This window comes from uncultured Ferrimonas sp. (assembly GCF_947489035.1).
In the GTDB taxonomy this organism is placed as follows: domain Bacteria; phylum Pseudomonadota; class Gammaproteobacteria; order Enterobacterales; family Shewanellaceae; genus Ferrimonas.
Genome location: NZ_CANLCI010000005.1, coordinates 39,557 through 62,002 on the forward strand (window position 1 = coordinate 39,557; position 22,446 = coordinate 62,002).

Annotated in this window: 22 protein-coding genes and 1 pseudogene; 5 read left to right on the forward strand and 18 right to left on the reverse strand. The window is 55.5% G+C overall.

Translation table 11 applies throughout. From position 1 onward, the window contains the following. Positions 1-52 precede the first annotated feature (52 nt). On the reverse strand, positions 53-757 hold the full coding sequence (locus Q0796_RS04635) for an SURF1 family protein (protein ID WP_298440661.1): 705 nt from the start codon (positions 755-757) through the stop codon (positions 53-55). 27 nt (positions 758-784) lie between these two features. On the opposite strand from Q0796_RS04635, the gene Q0796_RS04640 reads away from it, so the two are divergent. After that, positions 785-991, forward strand: coding sequence for a DUF2909 domain-containing protein (locus Q0796_RS04640; RefSeq protein ID WP_298440663.1), 207 nt, complete (start codon positions 785-787; stop codon positions 989-991). 62 nt (positions 992-1,053) lie between these two features. Here the strand turns inward: Q0796_RS04640 and Q0796_RS04645 are convergent, their stop codons facing one another. The 6 genes and pseudogenes from Q0796_RS04645 to lexA all read right to left on the reverse strand — a co-directional run bounded on the left by Q0796_RS04645 (position 1,054) and on the right by lexA (position 6,521). Then, positions 1,054-1,929 carry a cytochrome c oxidase subunit 3 gene (locus Q0796_RS04645; protein ID WP_298440665.1) on the reverse strand — a complete coding sequence of 292 codons (876 nt, stop codon included), beginning with the start codon at positions 1,927-1,929 and terminating at the stop codon, positions 1,054-1,056. A gap of 10 nt (positions 1,930-1,939) precedes the next feature. Continuing rightward, a complete protein-coding gene (locus tag Q0796_RS04650; RefSeq protein WP_298440667.1) occupies positions 1,940-2,470 on the reverse strand; it encodes a cytochrome c oxidase assembly protein in 531 nt (176 codons plus the stop codon). A gap of 3 nt (positions 2,471-2,473) precedes the next feature. Further along, on the reverse strand, positions 2,474-4,102 hold the full coding sequence (ctaD, locus tag Q0796_RS04655) for a cytochrome c oxidase subunit I (RefSeq protein WP_298440669.1): 1,629 nt from the start codon (positions 4,100-4,102) through the stop codon (positions 2,474-2,476). A 23-nt stretch (positions 4,103-4,125) separates the two neighbouring features. Continuing rightward, positions 4,126-5,232 (reverse strand): annotated as a pseudogene (coxB, locus tag Q0796_RS04660) (cytochrome c oxidase subunit II); the annotation flags it as partial. 219 nt (positions 5,233-5,451) lie between these two features. Beyond that, positions 5,452-5,898 (reverse strand): SulA-like leucine-rich domain-containing protein, encoded by a 447-nt coding sequence (locus tag Q0796_RS04665; protein WP_298440671.1) that lies wholly within the window; start codon positions 5,896-5,898, stop codon positions 5,452-5,454. Continuing rightward, entirely contained in the window at positions 5,898-6,521 is a 624-nt protein-coding gene (gene lexA / locus Q0796_RS04670) for a transcriptional repressor LexA (protein ID WP_298440673.1), read from the reverse strand. Before lexA ends, Q0796_RS04665 begins: the two co-directional genes overlap by 1 nt. A gap of 247 nt (positions 6,522-6,768) precedes the next feature. On the opposite strand from lexA, the gene plsB reads away from it, so the two are divergent. After that, positions 6,769-9,180 carry a glycerol-3-phosphate 1-O-acyltransferase PlsB gene (plsB, locus tag Q0796_RS04675; protein WP_298440674.1) on the forward strand — a complete coding sequence of 804 codons (2,412 nt, stop codon included), beginning with the start codon at positions 6,769-6,771 and terminating at the stop codon, positions 9,178-9,180. Between the two features lie 63 nt (positions 9,181-9,243). Beyond that, positions 9,244-9,972 carry a tRNA-uridine aminocarboxypropyltransferase gene (locus tag Q0796_RS04680; protein WP_298440675.1) on the forward strand — a complete coding sequence of 243 codons (729 nt, stop codon included), beginning with the start codon at positions 9,244-9,246 and terminating at the stop codon, positions 9,970-9,972. Between the two features lie 23 nt (positions 9,973-9,995). Here Q0796_RS04680 and Q0796_RS04685 read toward each other — a convergent pair whose 3' ends face one another. Then, entirely contained in the window at positions 9,996-10,457 is a 462-nt protein-coding gene (locus Q0796_RS04685; protein ID WP_298440676.1) for an NfeD family protein, read from the reverse strand. Further along, positions 10,454-11,371, reverse strand: coding sequence for an SPFH domain-containing protein (locus tag Q0796_RS04690; protein ID WP_298440678.1), 918 nt, complete (start codon positions 11,369-11,371; stop codon positions 10,454-10,456). The genes Q0796_RS04685 and Q0796_RS04690 overlap by 4 nt, the downstream gene beginning before the upstream one ends. 234 nt (positions 11,372-11,605) lie before the next feature. Between Q0796_RS04690 and Q0796_RS04695 the strand changes: the two genes are divergently transcribed. After that, positions 11,606-11,923 (forward strand): hypothetical protein, encoded by a 318-nt coding sequence (locus Q0796_RS04695; RefSeq protein WP_298440680.1) that lies wholly within the window; start codon positions 11,606-11,608, stop codon positions 11,921-11,923. Between the two features lie 163 nt (positions 11,924-12,086). Here the strand turns inward: Q0796_RS04695 and Q0796_RS04700 are convergent, their stop codons facing one another. The 5 genes from Q0796_RS04700 to Q0796_RS04720 all read right to left on the reverse strand — a co-directional run bounded on the left by Q0796_RS04700 (position 12,087) and on the right by Q0796_RS04720 (position 18,312). Continuing rightward, entirely contained in the window at positions 12,087-15,221 is a 3,135-nt protein-coding gene (locus Q0796_RS04700; RefSeq protein ID WP_298440681.1) for a CusA/CzcA family heavy metal efflux RND transporter, read from the reverse strand. Positions 15,222-15,230: 9 nt separating this feature from the next. Further along, complete coding sequence (locus tag Q0796_RS04705; RefSeq protein WP_298440683.1) at positions 15,231-16,676, reverse strand: efflux RND transporter periplasmic adaptor subunit; 1,446 nt, start codon at positions 16,674-16,676, stop codon at positions 15,231-15,233. A 50-nt stretch (positions 16,677-16,726) separates the two neighbouring features. Next, on the reverse strand, positions 16,727-17,236 hold the full coding sequence (locus Q0796_RS04710; RefSeq protein WP_298440685.1) for a heavy metal-binding domain-containing protein: 510 nt from the start codon (positions 17,234-17,236) through the stop codon (positions 16,727-16,729). Positions 17,237-17,324: 88 nt separating this feature from the next. Next, positions 17,325-17,681 carry a hypothetical protein gene (locus Q0796_RS04715; protein WP_298440688.1) on the reverse strand — a complete coding sequence of 119 codons (357 nt, stop codon included), beginning with the start codon at positions 17,679-17,681 and terminating at the stop codon, positions 17,325-17,327. Between the two features lie 109 nt (positions 17,682-17,790). Then, positions 17,791-18,312, reverse strand: a complete 522-nt coding sequence (locus Q0796_RS04720) for a chorismate lyase (protein WP_298440690.1) — start codon at positions 18,310-18,312, stop codon at positions 17,791-17,793. 126 nt (positions 18,313-18,438) lie between these two features. On the opposite strand from Q0796_RS04720, the gene Q0796_RS04725 reads away from it, so the two are divergent. Next, positions 18,439-18,840, forward strand: a complete 402-nt coding sequence (locus tag Q0796_RS04725; RefSeq protein ID WP_298440692.1) for a flagellar basal body-associated protein FliL — start codon at positions 18,439-18,441, stop codon at positions 18,838-18,840. 38 nt (positions 18,841-18,878) lie between these two features. Here the strand turns inward: Q0796_RS04725 and glpG are convergent, their stop codons facing one another. The 4 genes from glpG to Q0796_RS04745 form a co-directional block, all read right to left on the reverse strand. Next, on the reverse strand, positions 18,879-19,715 hold the full coding sequence (glpG, locus tag Q0796_RS04730) for a rhomboid family intramembrane serine protease GlpG (RefSeq protein ID WP_298440694.1): 837 nt from the start codon (positions 19,713-19,715) through the stop codon (positions 18,879-18,881). Beyond that, positions 19,712-20,032 carry a thiosulfate sulfurtransferase GlpE gene (gene glpE / locus Q0796_RS04735; RefSeq protein ID WP_298440696.1) on the reverse strand — a complete coding sequence of 107 codons (321 nt, stop codon included), beginning with the start codon at positions 20,030-20,032 and terminating at the stop codon, positions 19,712-19,714. Before glpE ends, glpG begins: the two co-directional genes overlap by 4 nt. Positions 20,033-20,137: 105 nt before the next feature. Beyond that, positions 20,138-21,163, reverse strand: coding sequence for an L-threonine 3-dehydrogenase (gene tdh / locus Q0796_RS04740; RefSeq protein ID WP_298440697.1), 1,026 nt, complete (start codon positions 21,161-21,163; stop codon positions 20,138-20,140). A 9-nt stretch (positions 21,164-21,172) separates the two neighbouring features. Continuing rightward, positions 21,173-22,369: a glycine C-acetyltransferase gene (locus Q0796_RS04745; RefSeq protein WP_298440699.1), complete on the reverse strand. Its 1,197-nt coding sequence runs from the start codon at positions 22,367-22,369 to the stop codon at positions 21,173-21,175. Positions 22,370-22,446: the final 77 nt, after the last annotated feature.

The following is a 22,446-nucleotide window of genomic DNA, read 5'->3' on the forward strand; positions in this document are numbered from 1 at the left end:
CTTATGGTCACCGTTACCGCTGGTGATTGTTATTGTTATGCCATCGGATGATTCAGATGGGTCGATTAACAGGATTTGCGGTTGTGCCCTTACGGTTACGCCGCCACAGCAGCAATGCCACCACCAACCACGCCAGCGCTAAACTAAACCACTGCAATGCGTAAGCGTGGTGCTTTTCGGCGGCCATGTTGATGGGCTGCCACGGCCGTTTGAACCCCAATTGCTGCGGTTGTTGCAGCCACAAGAGCGCTGGAATCAGCGGGTGCTGCCAATGCTGTTGCAGCTGCGACCAATTCAGCGCTTGAATGCGGGTAACCACACCAACTTCCGGCAACAGCTGATCCGCCAATCGGTTGGGTTGAGGCTGCAGCAGGCGGCCTAAGACCACGCTGCGACTTGGCAAAGGCGGCAACGCTGGCAGTTGTTCACGCCGCGATGGGGCAGCCACAAAGCCCAAATCCACCAACAGCCAAGGCTGCTCTAACGACACCTGCAGTGGCACCAAATAGCGATAACCTACTTGGCCATCCACCACTTGGTTATCCAGTAACAAGGCCTGTTGCGGCAGCCAGTTGCCACTGATCTGCAATTGATAACCTCGTAAATCGCCCTCGGTTGGCAACGGCCATTGCAACCGCTGTTGCGCCCGCTGCTGATACTGTTGTTGCAGCTGTTGCTTGTGGGCTGCACGGTCAAGTTGCCACAGCCCCAACTTGACCAACGTCAGTAGCACCGCCACAGTAGCTAAACGGATCACCCACGCAATCATTGGCAAGGAGCCATTATGGTCATCGTCATCAAAACGGTATTGGTGCTCATCTTGCTATACATCCTCGGCAATCTGGCCATGGCTGGTGTCGCGATGATCCGTGGTAAGCGTTCAATGACCCACTATCTGGGCCGTCGCGTCGGTTTCTCTGCCATCGTATTGCTGATTGTGCTGGTGGCGATGGCCATGGGCTGGTTACCGCTCAACCCAAGGCCATATTAACCGCGCGAATATCGGCACTGACGCGCGCCACGAGCACATCGCGGTTCGCCAGTGCCGACCAATCACAGCACGTACACAAACACGAACAGGCACAGCCACACCACATCGACAAAATGCCAATACCAGCTGGCCGCTTGGAAGCCAAAGTGATTTTGTGGCGTGAAATGCCCTTTCAGCACTCGGAAAAACATCACTATCAACATGATGGTGCCAAGGGTAACGTGCAAGCCGTGGAAGCCCGTCAGCAAGAAGAACGTGTTGCCATACACCCCAGAGCTCAACATCAACCCCATCTCGCGGTAGGCGTGCACATACTCCTCAGCTTGCAGCAGCAAAAACACCAACCCCAGGGCAATGGTGCCCGCCAACCAAGCGGTTAACGCCTTGCGTTTTTCTTGCTCTAACCCGGTATGAGCGAAGTGCAGAGTCACCGACGACACCACTAAGATAATGGTGTTGTACAGGGGCAAGCCGCCCCAGCCCATCGCTTCAGTGGTGATCCCACCCGGAGTGGACACCAGCGGCCACACCGCTTCAAACCCCGGCCACAACACTTCGTTGGTCATGGCGTTATTGCCCGAACCACCCAGCCAAGGCACCGAGATTAAACGGGTGTAAAACAGCGCACCAAAGAAGGCAAAGAAGAACATCACTTCAGAAAAGATGAACCACGCCATTCCCTGTTTAAAGGAGCGATCCATCTGCTGGGAATACATGCCCGCCATCGATTCATCGATGATGTTACGGAACCACCCCACCAGCATGTACAGCAGTACCGCCACACCCGCCAGCAGCAAGTAACCGCCAAAGCCACCGCCTTCGGGCAAGCTGGTCACGTAGTTGCCGGCACCGACCGCGATCATGCACAACGCCACGGCGCCGACTATTGGCCACGGGCTTTGCGCTGGAACGTAATAACGTTGATATTGTTGACTCATTGCACTCTCCTTAGCCACGCTCGGCCACCGCATCGGTGATGTTATAGAGCGTGTAAGATAGGGTCAGGGTTTGGATCGATTCCGGCAGTTCCGGATCAACAAAGAACACTAACCCCATTTCCGCGGTTTCTCCGGCAGGCAGCGGTTGGTGATTGAAGCAAAAGCACTCAATTTTCGAAAAGTAGAGTGCCCCCTGCCCCGGGCTGACCGATGGGATCGCTTGGCCGATGGTGTCGTTGCCCGATAGATTGGTGGCACGAAACGCCACCTGTGTGGTTTCGCCAGGGTGCACCTGCATCCGCTCAACCACCGGTTCAAACTGCCACGGCATGTCGTTGCGGACGTAAGTAACAAACTCCACGGTAACGGTGCGCTGCACATCCACTACGTTGGCCGCTTGCACGGCGCTGGTGTTGGTTTTGCCATTGATGCCAGTAATCTCGCAAAACACGTCATACAGCGGCACCAACGCAAAGCCAAAGCCAAACATTCCCACCACCACCAGCAGCAGGGTTGAAACCAGTCGTTTATGCTCTGCCATTGGTTATTTCACTGTCGGTGGGGTTTCAAAGGTATGCAGAGGCGCCGGAGATGGCACCGTCCATTCCAGTCCTTCCGCCCCATCCCACACCTTGGCCTGCGCCTGTTGGCCACCGCGAATGCACTTAATCACCAACACCAGGAAGATCAGCTGCGACAGGCCAAACGCAAAGCCGCCGATCGACACCACTTTGTTGATGTCTGCAAACTGCAGCGCGTAATCGGGGATCCGGCGAGGCATGCCCGCCAAACCTAAGAAGTGCATCGGAAAAAACAGCACATTGACCGAAATGAGTGAACACCAGAAGTGCCATTTGGCCAAGGATTCTGAGTACATGTGGCCGGTCCATTTCGGTAACCAATAATAGGCGCCGGCCATGATCGAAAAGATCGCCCCCGTCACTAACACATAATGGAAATGCGCCACCACGAAATAGGTATCGTGGTACTGGAAATCCACCGGCGTGATCGCCAGCATCAGCCCCGATAGGCCACCAATGGTAAACAACACAATAAACGCCAGTGCAAACAGCATTGGCGCTTCGAAACTGATTGACCCCCGCCACATCGTGGCTACCCAGTTAAAGACTTTGACGCCAGTCGGCACCGAGATCAGCATGGTGCAGTACATAAAAAACAGCTCTGCAGCTACCGGCATGCCCGTGGTGAACATGTGGTGCGCCCACACAACAAACGACAGGCCCGCAATCGAGGCAGTGGCGTACACCATGGAGGCATAACCAAACAGCCTCTTGCGACTGAAGGCTGGCACAATGGCAGAAATGATGCCAAATGCCGGCAGAATCATGATGTAGACCTCGGGGTGACCAAAGAACCAAAAGATGTGCTGGAACATCACCGGATCACCGCCACCGGCGGCATCAAAGAAGCTGGTGCCAAAGAATTTATCGGTCAAGATCATCGTTACCGCACCCGCCAGCACCGGCATCACCGCAATCAACAAAAAAGCGGTGATCAACCAGGTCCACACAAACAGCGGCAACTTCATCCACGTCATGCCTGGGGCACGCAGGTTAACGATGGTGACGATCACATTGATCGCCCCCATGATCGAACTGATCCCCATGATGTGAACAGAGAACACAAACACCGCGGTCGAGTCACCACTGAAGGTGGTCGACAGAGGGGCATAGAATGTCCAACCAAACGCGGGGCCGCCGCCCTCCATAAACAGGCTGCCCAGCAACATCGCAAAGGCAAACGGCAGGATCCAGAAGCTCCAGTTGTTCATCCGTGGCAAAGCCATGTCTGGGGCACCGATCATCAACGGGATCATCCAGTTGGCTAATCCCGTGAAGGCCGGCATCACTGCCCCAAACACCATGATCAGCCCATGTACTGTGGTCATTTGATTAAAGAAATGCGGTTCAATCAACTGCAGTCCGGGTTGGAATAGTTCCGCTCGGATCACCATCGCCATGGCGCCACCGATCAAAAACATCATGAAACTAAACCACAGATAGAGGCTACCGATGTCTTTATGGTTGGTGGTGTAGAGCCAGCGCTTAATGCCGGTGGCGTGATGTTCATGGTGCTCGTGGTGTTCATCCTGGCTGTTGCCCACTAAGGGTTCAGCCGCTTCTAACTTGGCGTCTTTTACGAGACTACTCATTGCTGCTCTCCCTGCATCACGGCATTCACGTCGGCGGTTTGCACCACATCACCGGTGTTGTTATCCCAAGCGTTGCGTTGATAGGTCACCACTGCCGCCAGCTCTTTCAAACTCAGCTGACTGGAAAAGGCCTGCATGGCGGTGCCACTGCGCCCATTCACCACAATGTCGATGTGTTCGCCAATTTTTCCGGTCGCAATGGCACTGCCGTTGATGGCAGGGAAGACCCCAGCTAACCCCATTCCATTAGGCTGATGACAGGCGGCGCAGCGCGCGTTATAGATTGATTCACCCAGTGCCATCGAATTGGCCATCGACAGCTGTTGCGTCAACGAAGCTTGCTCCGCAGCGGCGGCGTCATTGGCAGCCAGCTTTTGCGTGGCCAGCCACTGATCAAATTCGGCTTCTGGGAGCACTTCCACCACCACCGGCATGTAGCCATGATCCTTGCCGCACAGTTCAGCACACTGACCACGATAGGTGCCGGGCTCTTTGACCTTGGTCCAAGCTTCGTTAATGAAACCAGGGTTAGCGTCTTTCTTCACGGCAAATGCTGGCACCCACCAACTGTGGATCACGTCATCGGAAGTCATCAAAAAGCGCACTTTGCGATTGGTGGGGATCACCAACGGTTTATCCACTTCAAGCAGGTAGTTTTCGCCTTTGGCTTGTTGGTTTTGGATCTGTTCGGCGGGGGTGGACAACAGGCTGAAAAACTCAACGTCGTGGCCAAAATACTTGTAGTGCCATTTCCATTGCGAGCCGGTGATCTGAATGGTGAGATCCGAATCCGATGGATCTTCCATGGCGATAAGGGTGCTGGTTGCCGGTACGGCCATACCAATCAAGATGATAAACGGGATCACCGTCCAAGCGATCTCGACCTTGGTGCTTTCATGGAAATTAGCGGCAACCGCGCCTTTGGATTTACGGTGATTGATCAACGAATAGATCATCACCCCAAACACCACAATGGCGATCACGCAACAGATGTAAAAGATGGTCATGTGCAGGCTGAATACCTGCTGACTGATATCGGTGGCACCGGGGGTAAGATTCCACGGCGATTCAGCGGCCAGAACTGGCCCGCAGAACAAAGCGGCTAAGCCGCCAAACAGCTTTAACTTCACAGACACTTCTCCTGTCCACGTTGATGTTCAACGTTTCGAAGAAAGCTCGCACAGTAAGGCTTAACTCTATGTAAGCTCCCTGAACCCTAGGGGGCATGGGCATACGTGTATACGACTTAGCTACGCAAATGCTGCCAGTACAACTGCCAGTTTGTTTCTGATTACTAAAGTAAAGCTACAGCCTGTTCTGAGCTTGATCAAGCTCACAAATGGCGTTCATTAATGAATGGGGTTGGGAAGGGAATTCGCCAGTCGCAATTCGCTATGGAATAAAAACGCTGGGCAATGGGCCCGTTTTTGCACCAATTCGAGACGGCGTTGATCGCGATTGTCTAATTGGGGCAGCCATGCCAGCACTGCGGCACAGGTGCCACCAGTCAAGGCTTGTTCTAACGCCATCATCGCTTCGATGTCGTCAGCGCAACGCACCCGCAAGATGCGTTTGCTGTCGATGCCTGACTGCCGTACAAAGGCGCCCCAGTCGCACTCTGGCGCATTGATAAGCAGGATCCAACCGCTTTGCTGGGTGAGCTGTTGCAGCTGCGGCGCTACCGCCAGCAAACCTTTACCACGTTGACAGCGATGCTGGGTAACACTGGGGCGCGCGGCCACCGATGTTTGCCAGATCCCGGGATGACGATGCTGCAGGTTTGCTGAGGTTTTCATTATTGCCAATCTCCATTTCGCACTACGCCAACGGCCAAGCCTTCGATGGCCAGCGGCATTTCAGTCAGATCCACCACAATGGGTTCGTATTCGCTGTTCTCGGCATGCAGGTAGACCACATCGCCCTGCTTTTGGAAACGCTTTACCGTAACTTCGTCTTCCCCCACTCGTGCCACAACCACTTGGCCATTACGGGCGGTCTGGGTTTGGTGTACAGCCAGTAAATCGCCATCTAGGATGCCAATTTCTTTCATTGAATCGCCGCGAACACGCAACAAGTAGTTGGCTTCTGGGCGGAACAGGGCAGGATCTAGCTGGTAATGTGATTCCACATGTTCTTGCGCTAAAATCGGTTCACCGGCGGCGACGCGGCCAATCAACGGTAAACCTAAATCTTCCTCTTGCGGCTGTTCAAACAGGATGCGAATGCCGCGGGAAGTGCCCGGTACAATTTCGATGTACTCTTTGCGGGCCAATGCCTTGAGGTGTTCCTCGGCGGCGTTCGCACTGCGGAACCCCAACTGACGCGCGATCTCCGCCCGAGTTGGTGGCATGCCGGTCTCTTGCATGTGACGCCGGATCAAATCAAACACTTCAGATTGGCGCGGAGTTAACGGCTTCATTTAAATACCTGTTTATTCATACAGTGAATATACTGTAATCATATACAGGTTGTTGATGATTTCAACAGCAAAAGCCAAGTTTTCTGGCTGCAGTTGGCAACAATTTGAAGAAAACTCAGGGGTTAGCGCCTCAAGCCGCAGTGGAAACGCAACTCTTGCGGGAGTTTCGACCCTTGCTGCTGCCTCTGCTCGTCAATGGGTGTAAACTCAGCGCCAATTTGAAACTTTTTGCAGAGAAGCGAGCCGCGTGAGTACTTCCAGCCTGAACCATTGGCAGCAACCCGTCAGTTGGGTGCAGCGGTTGATGGTCCAAAGTCAGCCTATTCCTGAACAGCCGATCCAAGAACTGGATTTCGACCTATCCCGTCCTATCGTCTATGTATTGCCGCAAAACTCCTTCTCTGATCGTTTGGCGCTGCACGAGTGTTGCACCAAACTCGGTCTGCCAAGCCCGTTTGATCCACTGGAGATTGATGGCACGTCTGTGCCGCGTTTGGTGGCACTGTCGCCAGCCAAAGGGCTGTTTGGCTTTAACTCCCGCGAAAGCGATTTCCAAGGGCCGTTTGAACACCTGTTGGCGCTGCATAAAAGCAATCCACAACTGGATGTGCAAGTGATCCCAGTCAGCCTGCTTTGGGGCCGTGACCCAGGTAAAGAGGAGAGCGTGAGCGCCACCATTCTGGCCGACGACAAGCCAACTTGGCTGCGTAAATCGTTGATTGTGGCGATGCTGGGGCGCGACAACTTTATCCGTTTCTCCCGTGCGGTATCGATGCGCTACATGGCGGAACAACGGGGCAGCGACAGCGCCATCGCGTCGAAGCTGGCGCGCGTGGCCCGGGTTCACTTTGGGCGCCAACGCACCGTTGCCACAGGCCCTAAGTTGCCGGATCGTAACGCCCTGTTCCGCAGCTTGCTTAACTCGGAAGTGATCAAAGAAGCGATCGCTGAAGAAGCGCGCAGCAAAGAGATCTCAGAACAAGAAGCACGTAAAAACGCGCATAAAATCTTGGACGAGATCGCCGCCGATTATTCCGACAAACTGTTCCGCATTGGCGATCGCTTACTGACGTGGTTGTGGAACAAGCTCTACAACGGCATTAATGTGCGCGGTGCTGAGCAAGTGCGACAGCTGGCGCAAGATGGCCACGAAATTGTCTATGTACCTTGCCACCGGTCACACATGGATTACCTGCTGCTGAGCTACGTGATCTATAAGCAAGGCTTGGTTGCGCCACACATTGCCGCTGGGGTGAACTTAAACTTCTGGCCAGCCGGGCCTATCTTCCGTCGTGGCGGTGCGTTCTTTATTCGCCGTTCATTTAAAGGCAATAAACTCTACTCCACCATCTTCCGTGAATACTTGGATCAGCTGTTTAAGCGTGGCTATTCGGTGGAATACTTCTGTGAAGGGGGTCGTTCACGTACTGGCCGCTTGCTGCCAGCCAAAACCGGCATGATCGCCATGACCGTAAACAGCGTGATGCGCGGGCTGGAACGCCCGGTCACCATGGTGCCGGTGTACCTTGGCTACGATCACGTCATGGAAGTGAACTCTTACCACAAAGAATTAAAAGGTAAGAAAAAAGAGAAAGAGAGCGCGTGGCAGGTGTTCTCAGCCATTCGCAAGCTACGCAACTACGGCAAAGGCTACGTTAATTTTGGCGAACCGATTGCGGTGCATCAATTCCTGAATAAAACCCAGCCGGATTGGCGCACCCAAGTGGCCGATGGCAACTTGCGCCAGAAGTGGATGACCCCAATGGTGAACCAACTGGCCAATCAACTGATGTGCAACATCAACGATGCCGCCGCCGCCAGTGCGATGACGTTAACTGCCTCAATTTTGCTGGCAACCGATCAACACGCCATGGATCGGAATTCGCTCGAACGGCAGTTAGACATCTATCTGGATCTGTTGCGGGCGGTGCCTTACACCAGCCGCGCCACCGTGCCAGAAGGCGACGGCAAAAGCGTCTTGCAGCATGTGCTGGATCTGGACAAGTTCCAAGTGGATGGCGACAGCCTGACCGAGATCATCCGCATCTTTGATGGCGCGGCCGTTACCATGACCTACTACCGCAACAGCTCACAGCACCTGTTGGTGTTGCCGGCGTTGATCGCCAGCTTGCTGCTGCGCCAAGGGGCACAACCCCGCCAGCAGTTGCTTACCCAGATCCACAGCCTGTTCCCACTGTTACAAGCAGAACTGTTTATCGGCCTTGAAACCGCCGAGCTGGATAACTACCTCAACGGCATCATCAACGAACTGTTGCATCAGCAGTTGCTGCAGCAGCACGACGAACTGATCAGCCCATGCAGCGAACATCGCGCCGAACTGCTGAACATGGCCAGCCAAGTGCAGGAAACCATGCAGCGTTACGCCATGGTATTGTCTCGCTTGCAGCAAGAGCCGCAGATTGAGCGAGGCACCTTAGAGAAAGAGAGCCAAAAACTCGCTGAACACATGTCGAAACTGCATGGGATCAGCGCGCCGGAATTCTTTGATAAGAAGCTGTTCAACATCACCACCAATAAGCTCAAAGAGTTGGGCTTGTTAGGGGAAGAAGGCGATCACGCGAAAGTCGCGCAGATGAGCGAACTGGTGCTGTCGCTGGTGGCCGCACCGGTTTATAACAGCATTACACAGGCCAACTAAACTGCGCCTATCACGCTAAAGTTCCAAGGCGGGGTTTCCCCGCCTTTTTTATTGCAGTACGCCATGAAACCACAACACCCCAATGCCGTGTTAACCCTGCGCCAGCAGCGGTTGGCGCTATCCACCCGCCCCTTTAACGCCCGTGGTGCTACGGTTGTTCGCTGCCCGCGCTGCCAAATTGCCGCCAGCCATTGTTGCTGCCAATGGGCACGACCACAGCAAAGCCAGTTGCAGTTTTGTTTGCTGATGCACCCGAAAGAGCCACTGAAGCCCACCAACACGGGCCGCTTAATTGCTGAAATTCTGCCAACGACCAGCGCCTTTAGTTGGAGCCGCACCGAGCCAGAAGCCGCGCTGCTGGCCTTACTCCAAGATCCGCAATATCAGCCATATCTGGTTTTCCCGGGCCAATACAGTGCGCCAGAACGAGTGCATGACACTCTTCCGATGCACAGCAACAAAACGCCGCTGCTGATTTTACTGGATGCCACCTGGAAGCAAGCCCGCAAGATGTTCCAAAGCGACTATCTGTCGACCATTCCGGTGCTGTCGATCAGCCCAGAGGCGCTCAGTCGTTATCAACTTCGCAGCGCCGCCCACGATCATCAGCTGGCCACCGCTGAAGTGGCGGCGCAGGTGTTGGCACTGGCCGGTGAAACCGACAACGCCAACGTTTTAGACGCCTATTTTCAGGTGTTCTCGCAACGCTATTTGGCCGGAAAAATGAAAAAGCCCGCGATCAGTGACAGCGAGCCTTTTCAGTTTTTGCAAAGCCTGACAGCCAACGGTTAGCCGTGCCTGAACCGCTTCTGATGCTATCCCTTGGGGTTGACCGCAGCCAACAGCAGCACCATGCCATCACTGTCGATCACCTCAACCAAGGTGCCCACGGCAAGGGGAGCGGCGCACCGAGCCCGCCAGAAAGTATCGCCGATCTGCACTCGGCTCTCGCCTTCGGGCAAGGCTTCCGCCAACGACCAACGGCGACCGATCAATTGGCTGGCGCGATCATTCAGCTGAGGCTGTTCGGTCTGTTCGTTGTAGTGTCGAAACAGCCGCCAATAGGCCACGCTGTACACCAAGGTGGCCACCGCAAAGGCGATCAGCTGCCCGGCCCAACTGAGATCGGCCAACAGCCACAGCATGGTAGCCACGGTCCCCGCTGCTGCTGCCGCCCCCAGCAAGAACCCACCAGTACCCAGCGCCTCTAACGCCAGCAACACCAAACATAAAACGATCCAGTGCCATGGCTGCAATTGCGCTAACCACTCCATCATGGTTTTGGTTGCTCCGTTTTAAACAGTTCGGCAATGCCCGCGACCGAACCAATCACATTGCTGGCTTCCAGCGGCATCATAATCACCTTACTGTTTTCAGCACTGCCAACGGTTTGCAGGGCTTCCACGTACTTTTGAGCCACAAAGTAATTGATGGCGCGGTTATCCCCTTCGGCAATCGCCTTCGACACCATGCTAGTGGCATTCGCTTCAGCTTCCGCTAAGCGTTCGCGCGCTTCGGCTTCGCGTTTGGCGGCTTCGAGCTGCCCTTCCGCTTTTAAGATCTCCGACTGCTTCTGCCCTTCGGCCACCTTAATCGCCGCTTCCCGTTCGCCTTCGGCCTCCAAAATCGACGCGCGCTTTTCTCGCTCCGCCTTCATCTGCCGTGCCATCGCATCCACCAGATCTTGCGGCGGGCTGATGTCGCGAATTTCGATGCGGGTGACTTTCACCCCCCAAGGATCGGTGGCTTCATCCACTTTGATCAGCAGCTCGGCGTTGATCCGATCTCGATTCGACAGCATCTCATCCAGCTCCATCGACCCCAGCACCGCACGAATGTTGGTCATCACCAAGTTTTGCATCGCCAGTTCCAGATTGTTGACCTCGTACGAGGCCTTAACCGGATCTTGCACTTGAAAGAAACACACCGCATCGGTGGTCACCTGCGCGTTATCGGAGGAGATCACCTCTTGCGGCAAAATATCGAGAACTTGCTCCATGATATTTTGCTTATGGCCAATGTTATCCACAAACGGGATGATCACCGTTAATCCCGGGCGCAGCACTCGGGTAAATTTGCCAAACCGTTCCACCGTGTATTGATAACCCTGAGGCACAATTTTCACCCCAGTTAGCAGCAATATCAGTGCAAATCCCACCAGTACTAGTGCTAGAACCTCTATTCCATACATCAGGATATCCTTATCTGTTTCGCCGTTTAACGGTGACCACTGATCAACAACGCTCAGTAATGCAGCAACAACGCCAAAGCCACTGTCCATTTTGTATACAAAGAGTATCCTGCTAAAGCGCACTTTAAAATGGGTTTTCAACACATTTACCCACAGGAGATCCGCCATAGTGTTCGCAGGCGGTTTCTGCCCACGGTACACTGCAGCGCTTCACGTAGTATGAGATCCCCAACCATGAACAAACTCACTTTGGCTGCCATCGGTTGCTTACTTTTGATCGGCTGCAGCGAACAGCAAATGGAACAACAGGCAAACGACGTTAAAGCGGCCACACTGGCCGTTATCGATGACGCCAGCGCCGCTGCTCACGATGCCCTAGATGAGGCCAAAGATCTGGCCGAAGATGCCGTAGATGAAGCAGCCGATGCCGCGGTAGATGCTTTAGGTGATGCCAAAAACGAAGCCGCCGATGCGTTAGAGCAGGCCACCGAAGCCGCCGCCGATGCCCTAGAAGAAGGCAAAGAAAAAGCCAAGCAGGCGTTAGAGCAGTAAATTTTTTAGCCATCAACGGCGACGCCCAAAAAAAACACCAACCCCGTTGGGTTGGTGTTGTTAGCGCATGACAACAGACGCATTGTTATCGCTGCTATCGCCACCACCGCGATTCAATATGCTGCCTGCACAATGCTCTCACTGGCGACTTTGCTGTGGGGGATTACTGCTGCTTTAAGCCACGTCGATACAGCATCAGGTAAATGGCTGGGATCACAAACAGCGATAACAGCGGCGCGGTGATCATGCCACCCACCATCGGCGCCGCGATCTTTTGCATCACCTCGTTACCACTGCCACTGCCCCACATGATCGGCAGCAAGCCAAAGAAGATGGTGGCCACCGTCATCGCCTTAGGTCGGATCCGCATCACCGCCCCCTCCAGCAACGCCGCGCGCAGATCCGCTTCGGTTTGCAGCGTACCGGCCTGCTGCCGCGCCGCCATGGCATTATTCAGATACACCTGCATCACCACCCCAAATTCAGCTGCCACTCCGGCCAGCGCGATCATTCCCACCGCCACCGCCACCGACAGGTTGATCCCCAGCTGCCACAGCAACCACGCACTGCCCACCAAGGCAAACGGCAAACTGAGCATGATCACCAACGCTTGCGACAACGAATTAAAGGTTAAGATCAGCAACAGCAGGATCACCCCCAGCATCAGTGGCACCAGCAGGGTTAACTTCGCCTCAACTCGCTGCATGTATTCATACTGACCAGCAAAGCTCACGCTGTAGCGCGGTGGCAACGACAGCTGCTGATCCAGTGCCGTTTGGGCGGCGTTGATGTACTCGCCAATCGACACCGAATCAATATCAACAAACACCCACGAGATCAGCCGACCGTTTTCACTGCCGAGCATCGGCGCACCATCGCGCAAGCTTAGTGTGGCGAGGTTAGCCAGCGGCACATACTTGCCGGATTGGGTTAGCACCGGCAGCGTCTTCAGCTTATGGATGTCGTCCCGCAGCTCTCGCGGATAGCGAATATTGATGGGGTAGCGTTCTTGCCCCTGCACCGACTCGCCCACGGTCATGCCGCCAATGGCCAGCTGCACCACATCTTGCACCTGCGCTAAGGTCATGCCGTAACGCGCCGCAGCGGTCAGATCCGGAGTAATGTCGATGTAGCGACCGCCGCCGGTGCGCTGGGCAAAGGCCGAACGCGTTCCCGGTAACTTACTCACAATTGCTTCTATTTCGCCGCCAATGCGCTCTAATTCCTGCACATTAGCCCCAGAGATCTTGATCCCTACTGGCGTTCTTACCCCGGTAGAAAGCATGTCGATGCGGGTTTTGATCGGCTGTACCCAGGCGTTGGTGATCCCCGGCACTCGCACCGTTTGTTGCAGCTCGGCAATCACGTCATCAATGGTGTAACCAGCGCGCCACTGGGCTTGCGGCTTCAACATGATGGTGGTTTCCAGCATCGTTAACGGCGCTGGATCGGTGGCGGTATCGGCGCGCCCCACCTTGCCAAACACCCGCTTTACTTCGGGAATGGTTTTGATCAGCCGATCGGTCTGCTGCAAGATCTCCGCCGCCTTACCGGCACTGAGCCCCGGCAGCGTGGTGGGCATGTACAGCAGATCGCCCTCTTCCAGCTCGGGCATAAACTCACTGCCCAGTTGCGACAGCGGATAAGAGGCCGATCCCAACGCCAACAAAGCCAACAACAGCGTTACCTTAGGAAACCGCAGCACCGCCTGTAACGTCGGTTGATACAGACTGATCAACACTCGGCTGATGGGATTTTTTCGCTCTGATGGGATCTTGCCGCGCACAAAATAGCCCATCAGCACTGGGATCAGGGTGATCGCCAGCAGCGCCGAAGCCGCCATGGCAAAGGTTTTGGTGTAAGCCAGTGGGTGGAACAAACGTCCCTCTTGCGCCTCTAGAGCAAACACCGGCACAAAGCTTAATGTGATGATCAACAAACTGAAAAACAGCGCCGGCCCGACCTCGATGGCGGCGGTTTGGATCAACTGCCAATGCTCGGCACCGCGGGCATCGTGGCCATGCTCAGCACGGTAATGCTCTAAGTGCTTATGGGCGTTTTCAACCATCACAATGGCGGCATCCACCACCGCCCCTATCGCAATGGCAATGCCGCCAAGGCTCATGATATTGGCGTTAACGCCAACGGCGTTCATGGCGATAAAACTGATGAGGATCGCCAAGGGCAATGAGATCACCGCCACCAAGGTAGAACGGGCATGCAGCAGAAACAGCAGGCACACCAACGCCACCACCAGCATCTCTTCCAGCACTTTACCTTTCAGGTTATCCACCGAGCGCAGGATCAATTCAGAGCGGTCGTACGTGATGCGAAGTTCCACACCAGGTGGCAATCCAGCTTCGATCTGCTGCAATTTGGCTTTGATGTTATCAATGGTGGCTAAGGCGTTTTCCCCAAAACGCATCACCACAATGCCGCCCACGACTTCGCCTTGGCCATCCAGCTCGGCAATGCCACGACGGGCGGCAGGACCGGTGCGAACCGTAGCCACATCCTTCATCAACACCGGCGTGCCGGCGTCGGACAACACCCCCAATGGGATCTCAGCAAAGTCGGCTAGGGTTTGCCGATAGCCCGACGCGGTGATCATGTACTCCGCTTCCGCCATCTCCAGCACCGAGCCCCCTACGGCGGCGTTGGCGTTATCGAGCGCGTTGCGCACCGCCATCAGATCCAGCCGATACAGCGCCAATTTATGCGGATCCACCACCACCTGATAAGCCAGCTCCATGCCGCCGACGGTGGCCACTTCGGACACCCCAGCCACGCTTTGCAGCTCCAGCTTTAAGAACCAATCTTGCAGCGATCGCAGCTGCGCCAGATCGTGCTGACCACTGGTGTCGACCAAGGCGTATTGGAACACCCACCCCACCCCAGAGGCGTCTGGCCCCAACGCCGGCGTCACCCCATCGGGCAACTGCGCTTGGATCTGCGACAGGTACTCTAATACCCGCGAGCGCGCCCAGTAGATGTCGGTGCCATCTTCAAAAATAACGTACACAAAGGAGTCGCCAAACATCGAAAAGCCGCGCACGGTTTTGGCGCCGGGCACCGCCAGCATCGCGCTGGAAAGTGGGTAGGTGATCTGATCTTCCACCAACTGCGGCGCTTGCCCTGGGTAAGCGGTTTTGATGATCACCTGCACATCGGACAGATCCGGCAACGCATCCAGTGGGGTTGAGCGCATCGCCTGCCAGCCAACCAGCGCCACCAGTGCGGTTACCACCAAGACCAGCATCCGCTGACGCAAAGAGGCACGAATAATGGTTGCTAACATCTTGCCCCCTTAATGGTCATGGCCATTGTGTTCGACGCTGGCCGCGCCACTTAATCGACGTAGGCTGCCTTGGATGGAGGCTTCAGAGTCCAGCAGGAACTGGCCGGAAGTCACCACTTTGTCGCCTTCTTGTAAGCCTTCAAGCACTTCCGCTTTGCCTTGGCTGATCATCCCTAAGGTCACCGCCACTGAGCTAAATTGGTTGTCGCCGCGCTGCACCACCACCCGATTCTCTCGGCCAGTTTGGATCAACGCTTCGGTTGGCAGCAGCAATAAGTTTCGACGCGGCCCACCATAGAGTTCAACCTCAACCAGCGAGCCCGGGCGCAGCACTTCATCGGCGTTATCCAGCTTCACTCGCACCTGCATGGCGCGGGTAACGGCGTCCAATTCTGGGTAGATGTAGTCGATCACCCCCTCTCGGGCAAACACCCCTTGGGCACTGGCGGTAACGTCCGCAAAGCGGCCGACTTCTAACCAGCTTTGCTCGTTTTCAAACACATCGGCAATCACCCAAACGCTGCTTAAATCCACCAGTTCAACCTGAGTTTGCCCCGGCTGGATGTACATGCCATCGCGCAGATTCAGCTGGCTGATCACCCCTGTTTGCGGGGCGTAAAATGGCACGCGATAAAGGCTGGCACGCTGCTGCTCTACCTGAGTGATCACCCGCTCGTCCACGCCTAACAGCTGCAGCCGTAAGCGCGCTTTACGCAGCAGTTCTTGGCCACGGATCTGTTGTTGATCAAGGTAATCCAGCGCCTGCAGATAATCGTCTTGGGCGGTGACCAGTTCCGGCGAATAAAGCTGATACAGCAGATCGCCTTTCTTGATGCGCTGCCCAACGTTGCTGATGTTGGTTTGCTCCACCCAACCACTGACTCGAGTGTGGATATGGGCAATGGCATCTTGGTTGTATTGCACCGTGCCAAGGGTGCGGATGTAACGCCATAAGGTGCCACGTTCGATCTGTTGACTGCGCATCGCCAGCGCTTGCTGCATGCCGCCAGAAACCCCCACCACCACCTCTTGCCCAGTGTCGGTGCCCACGGTGATGGGCTCTAGATCCATGCCGCAAATGGGGCAACTATCGCCTTCTTCCCCCACCACATGCGGGTGCATCGGGCACACAAATTGGGTGCTGCTGGCCAGCGGCAGGCTTGCTGCTGCGGGGCTGGTCAGATCCAGGCTGGGTCTGGCCGTGTCGAGCACGGCAGTGGCCGCGATCGGACTGAGCTGGGGATGGTTATGGCCTTGATGCGCCTGAGCCGTTGTTGGCTCATTCAGAAACATATTGCAGATGGCGCAGCGCTCATTCAGCGCTCCGATCTGCTCTGGGTGCATTGGGCAGGCGTAGATCGCTGCCGCTTGCTCGGTGCTGCTTGGCTCGGCCGCCAGCACCGATGACGGCAGCGCCAACAGCAGCGCAACAATTAATAGCGCGTGAATATTCATACCTTTCTCCTCGAAAACGGCATCGGCGCACCGGCGCCGATGCCACTCGATCAGTGCTGCTTAGCGTGGCCGTGGGCTGCGGCTGACGCTTGCAACGCCATGCCGCACTTCGGGCAGTCATCGCCAGCTTGGCCGATGACCTTCGGATGCATTGGGCAGGCGTGGCTGGCTTCGGTCACCGGTGCCAGCTTCATGCCGCACTTCGGGCACTCATCGCCGGCTTGACCAACCACTTTAGGGTGCATCGGGCAGGCGTGGCTGGCTGAGGTCACCGGTGCCAGCTTCATGCCGCACTTCGGGCAATCATCGCCGGCTTGACCAACCACTTTGGGGTGCATCGGGCAGGCGTGGCTGGCTGCGGTCACCGGTGCCAGCTTCATGCCGCACTTCGGGCAATCATCGCCGGCTTGACCAACCACTTTGGGGTGCATCGGGCAGGCGTGGCTGCTGGCCTGCATTGACGAGGCATGGTGGTGGCTCGCGGCCAAGGCTGAGCTGGTGCTGCTTAACGCCAGCAACACCACAAAAGTACGGATCAGGGCGACAAAAAATTGGGACATGGGATCTCTCCATCACGATGGCAATCGCCATCAAATCAACAACTGCAGCCAGTAGTGACTGCAACAACTTAGAGTGAGGTGGAGGAGATCAGGCCGTTGGAGGTGGGGTATCGCCCCAGAGGTAAAGCGGGTATGGCTGCAGCAGCGCTGCGAAGGGTTGAGCGTGATGCTGTAGAGGCAGGGCAAACGTCGGGGTTAACATCGCTGCCAGCGGCAGGTGGATCACCGAACACTGGCCGCATTCACCATCGCACAAACGCGTCGCATCGTGGCAAGGCATCTTCGCCGTCGCGGGCTGATGGCAATCGGTTTCGGTCATCTCTGGCGCCATTGCAGCACTTGGCTCGGCAGCCATCGCGTGTGTGCTCATCTGCATTGGCATGGTGGCCGTAACATGGACACGCGCCACCGCACCTTGGCTAACCAAGGTGAGCGTTAACAGCATGAGTCCGAGTAATCGCAGCAACCGTAATGCCTCTACAAAAAATGAACCTAAACCGTGGGAAATCCCACTCTCGATGCCCGCAGTCAATCCAATACTACTACAGACCGGGCTAACGTAACCGTTGTTCCGCCAAAGGTAAAAATACTTCGTTGACTCGCAGCGGGTTGCCGCCCAAGGTAAAGTCTCGACTGCGCCCCCACAGCCCTGCCAATACCGGCTGGCCTTGGTGTTCGGCAATGTTGGCCGGCCGGCTGTCCCGATCAAAATAGGTTACCAGCAGCGATCCTGGTTGCATCGCTTGGTGACTGAACAGCACTTCACCTAAAGGGCGAGTCCCCAACGCAGAAAAATCCACTTCGCTGTCGGTTAAGGTCTGTAATGGGATCTCCGTTAAAGCGTATACCCACGGCACCCCGTCCAGACACAGCAGCACTTCGCGCTGCCAGATAGGATCCCCCAACAGCCAGCCGTTGCCATTATAGCTGGCCACGTCTTGCCATTCACGCAATAAGCGCACATCAAAGCGACGACACAGGGTTTTTAACCGCAGTGTCAGCGACGATTTGTCTGTTAACCAATGGCCAAGATGCGCTGGCATCATTGGTTGTTGGGCAATTTCAGAGGCGTACATACCCGTCCTTATCAGCGGCATCGGCGCTTATACTACCAAATGCAGTCGATGAGCCAAAAGAGTAGTCGTCAGCATTGCTGCTTATCATATAAAATAGCGACGGAAACAATTGCTTAGGGTAAAAAGATGAAATCCCGTTTGTGGCCTTTGCTGCTGTTAATACTGACTTTTTCAGTATCAGCAGAGGATACCGCCACCACGCAAGACAACTACGGTTACTATGGTCTAGAGCCAGAGATCGTCACCAACTACATCAGCAGCGGCCGCCGTTTGGGGTACATCCGCGTTGGGGTAGAGCTGATGCTCAAAGACGTGAATACCATGGAGCTGGTTGAACACCACGCGCCCTTGATCCGCGCCTCGGTGGTGGAGATCTTAGGCCAGCAATCTGCCGAAAAGATAAAATCCTTGGCTGGCCGCGAGGAGATCCGGCGTGAATGCTACGACGTGGTCAATACGCTGCTAGAGCAAGAGACCGGCCAAGAATTGATTGCCAACTTATTATTTACTAAGTATCTGTACGACTAAGGGTGAACGGCTCAGGCGCCGTTACGCTGAGCCTGCGGCTACTTCGAGATGGGATCGCCTCGGCGGTCCCATAACCCCTGCACCACCCCAACCAACAAGCCACCAAGGTGCGCGCCGTTCGCCATGTCCATAAAGCCGCTAAAGCCCAACACCAGCCACAGCAGCAGCATGCCAATATAGGCTTTCGGCAACAGCAATGGCGATGCCGGATCGCGCCAACCGCTGATCCAGCAGTAGCCAACCAAGGCGTACACCACCCCAGACAAGCCACCAAACCCCGGCCCCGCTAAGAAATACTGCGCCACGTTAGGCAAGGTGCCAGCCACCAGCAGTAACGTCAGCAGGGTGCCAACCCCTTGATGACGTTCAATCTTGCCACCGAGTTGCCACCACCACAGCAGGTTAAACACCACATGGGCGGCGCTAAAGTGGATCAAGCTGGGGGTGAACAGACGCCAATATTGGCCGTCGCTGAGGCTGGCTAAAGTGGCAGGGAAATGGGCCCAATTGAAAATGGTTTGGGCAAAGCCCAGATTCCAACCAGCCCAGATGGCAATGCACAGGGCTAAGATGGTGAGCGTCAACGGCCCCGCATTGTGCTTAAGCTGCTGTAAAAAACCGCCAGCGCTGCTGCCGTAATCAAAGCCAACCCGCTCATCGCCGCTGTGCCACGACGCCGCTAAATAGCGATCGTGTTCCGGCTCGGCAATAAAGCGTTCAAACTCTTGTTGTGCCGCCGCAAAATGTTCGGCATCGGTGACGATGGCATAGCCTTGTTCCGTTGGCTGCATCGTTAATGGCAGGTGTTGGCTGCGGCCATAATCCACCAGCGCTTGTCCTAAACGCGGGTTAGCCAGCACGCCGACCACCATCATAATGGGCTCGCCGCCTGCTGTTTAGCCCAGCCGTCGTGGCCGCCATCCAAGCTGTACACTTGCTCAAAGCCTTGCTCTACCAAGTACTGTGCCGCGCTTTGACTGCTGATCCCGTGGTAACACACCACCACCACCGGCTGGTCATACTCCCCTTCCAGCAAGAAGCGATCAACGTTGCCCTGATGCAGGTTGATGGCGCTTGGGATGTGCCCCAGCGCAAACACCTCCGGTTGACGAATATCGACCACCTGTACTGGGATCGCTTGTTGCTGTAACTGGGCAAATTGCGCCAGTGAGATGCATTGATATTGACTCATAAGTTGTTCCTTAACGACGAAGCACCATTGTACGTGTTGTGTTGCAACTGGCACAAAAAAAGCGCCAGCAACGGCGCTTTTTGACTCAGTGCAACGGCCCCAAGATTAATCCCAGCTGAGGATCACCTTGCCCGACAAGCCCGATGCCATGGCATCAAAACCTTGTTGGAACTGATCGATCGGGAACTCGTGGGTGATGATTGGGCTGATATCCAAACCGGATTGCAGCAAGCTGGCCATCTTGTACCAGGTTTCAAACATCTCACGACCGTAAATCCCTTTGATGATCAGACCTTTGAAAATCACTTGGTTCCAATCTACGCCCATGTCGCCCGGTGGAATGCCCAGCATGGCAATTTTGCCGCCGTGGTTCATGGTCGCCAGCATCGAATTGAACGCCGATGGCACCCCAGACATCTCTAAGCCCACATCAAAGCCTTCGGTCATGCCCAGCTCTGACATCACCTCTTCCAGCTTCTCATCCATCACGTTTACCGTGCGGGTCGCGCCCATCTTCTTGGCCAGATCCAAGCGGTATTCGTTGACGTCGGTGATCACCACATGGCGGGCGCCAACGTGTTTGCACACCGCCGCCGCCATAATGCCGATGGGGCCAGCGCCGGTGATCAGCACATCTTCGCCCACCAGATCGAACGACAACGCCGTGTGTACTGCATTGCCGAAGGGATCGAAGATCGACGCCAACTCATCAGAGATGTCATCGGGGATCTTAAAAGCGTTAAAGGCGGGGATCACCAAGTATTCGGCAAAGCTGCCCTGACGGTTAACGCCAACGCCAATGGTGTTGCGGCACAAGTGGGTGCGACCGCCACGGCAGTTGCGGCAATGGCCACAGGTGATGTGGCCTTCGCCAGACACCCTATCGCCCACCTCAAAGCCTTTTACTTCTTGGCCCATGCCCACCACTTCACCGACGTATTCGTGGCCAACCACCATCGGCACGGGAATGGTCTTTTGCGACCATTCATCCCAGTGGTAGATGTGCATGTCGGTGCCACAGATGGCGGTTTTGCGAATTTTGATCAGCAGATCATTATGACCTACCTCTGGCATTGGCACCTCGACCTGCCAAATACCTTGTTCTGGATGCAGCTTAGATAACGCTTTCATTAGAACCCCTTAGATGATGTCCAGATCGCGACCAATGCGGATAAAGGCATCAATGGCATGATCCAATTGCTCACGGCTGTGAGCGGCAGACATTTGGGTACGGATCCGTGCCGCCCCTTTTGGCACTACCGGGAAGGAGAAGCCGATCACGTAGATCCCTTCCGCCAGCAGATGGTTAGCAAAATCGGATGCCAAGGCCGCATCGCCGATCATCACTGGGATGATGGCATGATCAGCGCCAGCTAACTCAAAGCCTGCGGCGCTCATCTTGGTGCGGAAGTAGTTGGCGTTATCCCACAGCTTGGCGCGCAGATCGTCGCCATCGGCCATCATATCGATCACGCGGATGGACGCGCTGACGATGGCCGGAGCCAAGGAGTTAGAGAACAGGTATGGGCGGGAACGCTGACGCAACCAGTCGATCACCTCTTTCTTGCCGGCGGTAAAGCCACCGGAAGCCCCCCCCAAGGCTTTGCCCAAGGTGCCGGTGATGATATCAACCCGATCCATCACTTGGCAGTATTCGTGAGTACCACGGCCACCCGCCCCCACAAAGCCAACGGCATGGGAATCATCCACCATCACCAAGGCATGGTACTTATCGGCCAAATCGCAGATCGCGCTCAGGTTGGCAATCACCCCATCCATCGAGAACACGCCATCGGTGGCGATCATGATGTTACGGGCGCCGGCATCACGGGCTTGCTGCAGGCAGCTTTCCAATTCAGCCATATTGTTGTTGGCGTAACGGAAACGCTTGGCCTTACATAGGCGCACCCCATCAATGATGGAGGCGTGGTTCAAGGCGTCGGAAATAATGGCGTCTTCGGCGCTCAACAGGGTTTCAAACAGGCCCGCATTGGCATCAAAACAGGAGGAGTAGAGGATGGTGTCTTCGGTACCCAAAAATGCCGACAACTTAGCTTCCAGCACCTTGTGATTATCTTGGGTGCCACAGATAAACCGCACTGAGGCCATGCCAAAACCGTGACTGTCTAAGCCCGCGTGCGCCGCTTGCAGCAGCTCTGGGTGGTTAGCCAACCCTAAGTAGTTGTTGGCACAGAAGTTAACCACTTGCTCGCCAGAGGTAACCGCGATGGCCGCTTGTTGGGCGGTAGTGATAACCCGTTCCTGTTTGTACAAGCCATCCGCTTTAACTTGCTCCAGTTGGCCGCGGATCTGTTGGTAGAATGCTGAGGTCGACATGATATTCCTTACACCGTCGAGGGGACGAAAATTGGCAACATCATAACGCCGAGCATCGCTCAATGCAGCCACCGATT

What these genes read in the sequence shown, in the direction of transcription:
- lexA (WP_298440673.1), bottom strand. Translation starts at nt 6,521, where the DNA reads ATGAAGCCGTTAACTCCGCGCCAATCTGAAGTGTTTGATTTGATCCGG.
- tdh (WP_298440697.1), bottom strand. Translation starts at nt 21,163, where the DNA reads ATGAAAGCGTTATCTAAGCTGCATCCAGAACAAGGTATTTGGCAGGTC.
- Q0796_RS04720 (WP_298440690.1), bottom strand. Translation starts at nt 18,312, where the DNA reads ATGTACGCCTCTGAAATTGCCCAACAACCAATGATGCCAGCGCATCTT.
- Q0796_RS04715 (WP_298440688.1), bottom strand. Translation starts at nt 17,681, where the DNA reads ATGCTGTTAACGCTCACCTTGGTTAGCCAAGGTGCGGTGGCGCGTGTC.
- Q0796_RS04680 (WP_298440675.1), top strand. Translation starts at nt 9,244, where the DNA reads ATGAAACCACAACACCCCAATGCCGTGTTAACCCTGCGCCAGCAGCGG.
- Q0796_RS04690 (WP_298440678.1), bottom strand. Translation starts at nt 11,371, where the DNA reads ATGTATGGAATAGAGGTTCTAGCACTAGTACTGGTGGGATTTGCACTG.
- Q0796_RS04710 (WP_298440685.1), bottom strand. Translation starts at nt 17,236, where the DNA reads ATGTCCCAATTTTTTGTCGCCCTGATCCGTACTTTTGTGGTGTTGCTG.
- Q0796_RS04640 (WP_298440663.1), top strand. Translation starts at nt 785, where the DNA reads ATGGTCATCGTCATCAAAACGGTATTGGTGCTCATCTTGCTATACATC.
- Q0796_RS04685 (WP_298440676.1), bottom strand. Translation starts at nt 10,457, where the DNA reads ATGATGGAGTGGTTAGCGCAATTGCAGCCATGGCACTGGATCGTTTTA.
- glpE (WP_298440696.1), bottom strand. Translation starts at nt 20,032, where the DNA reads ATGAGTCAATATCAATGCATCTCACTGGCGCAATTTGCCCAGTTACAG.
- Q0796_RS04665 (WP_298440671.1), bottom strand. Translation starts at nt 5,898, where the DNA reads ATGAAAACCTCAGCAAACCTGCAGCATCGTCATCCCGGGATCTGGCAA.
- ctaD (WP_298440669.1), bottom strand. Translation starts at nt 4,102, where the DNA reads ATGAGTAGTCTCGTAAAAGACGCCAAGTTAGAAGCGGCTGAACCCTTA.
- Q0796_RS04745 (WP_298440699.1), bottom strand. Translation starts at nt 22,369, where the DNA reads ATGTCGACCTCAGCATTCTACCAACAGATCCGCGGCCAACTGGAGCAA.
- Q0796_RS04650 (WP_298440667.1), bottom strand. Translation starts at nt 2,470, where the DNA reads ATGGCAGAGCATAAACGACTGGTTTCAACCCTGCTGCTGGTGGTGGTG.
- Q0796_RS04705 (WP_298440683.1), bottom strand. Translation starts at nt 16,676, where the DNA reads ATGAATATTCACGCGCTATTAATTGTTGCGCTGCTGTTGGCGCTGCCG.
- Q0796_RS04700 (WP_298440681.1), bottom strand. Translation starts at nt 15,221, where the DNA reads ATGTTAGCAACCATTATTCGTGCCTCTTTGCGTCAGCGGATGCTGGTC.
- glpG (WP_298440694.1), bottom strand. Translation starts at nt 19,715, where the DNA reads ATGATGGTGGTCGGCGTGCTGGCTAACCCGCGTTTAGGACAAGCGCTG.
- Q0796_RS04695 (WP_298440680.1), top strand. Translation starts at nt 11,606, where the DNA reads ATGAACAAACTCACTTTGGCTGCCATCGGTTGCTTACTTTTGATCGGC.
- Q0796_RS04645 (WP_298440665.1), bottom strand. Translation starts at nt 1,929, where the DNA reads ATGAGTCAACAATATCAACGTTATTACGTTCCAGCGCAAAGCCCGTGG.
- Q0796_RS04725 (WP_298440692.1), top strand. Translation starts at nt 18,439, where the DNA reads ATGAAATCCCGTTTGTGGCCTTTGCTGCTGTTAATACTGACTTTTTCA.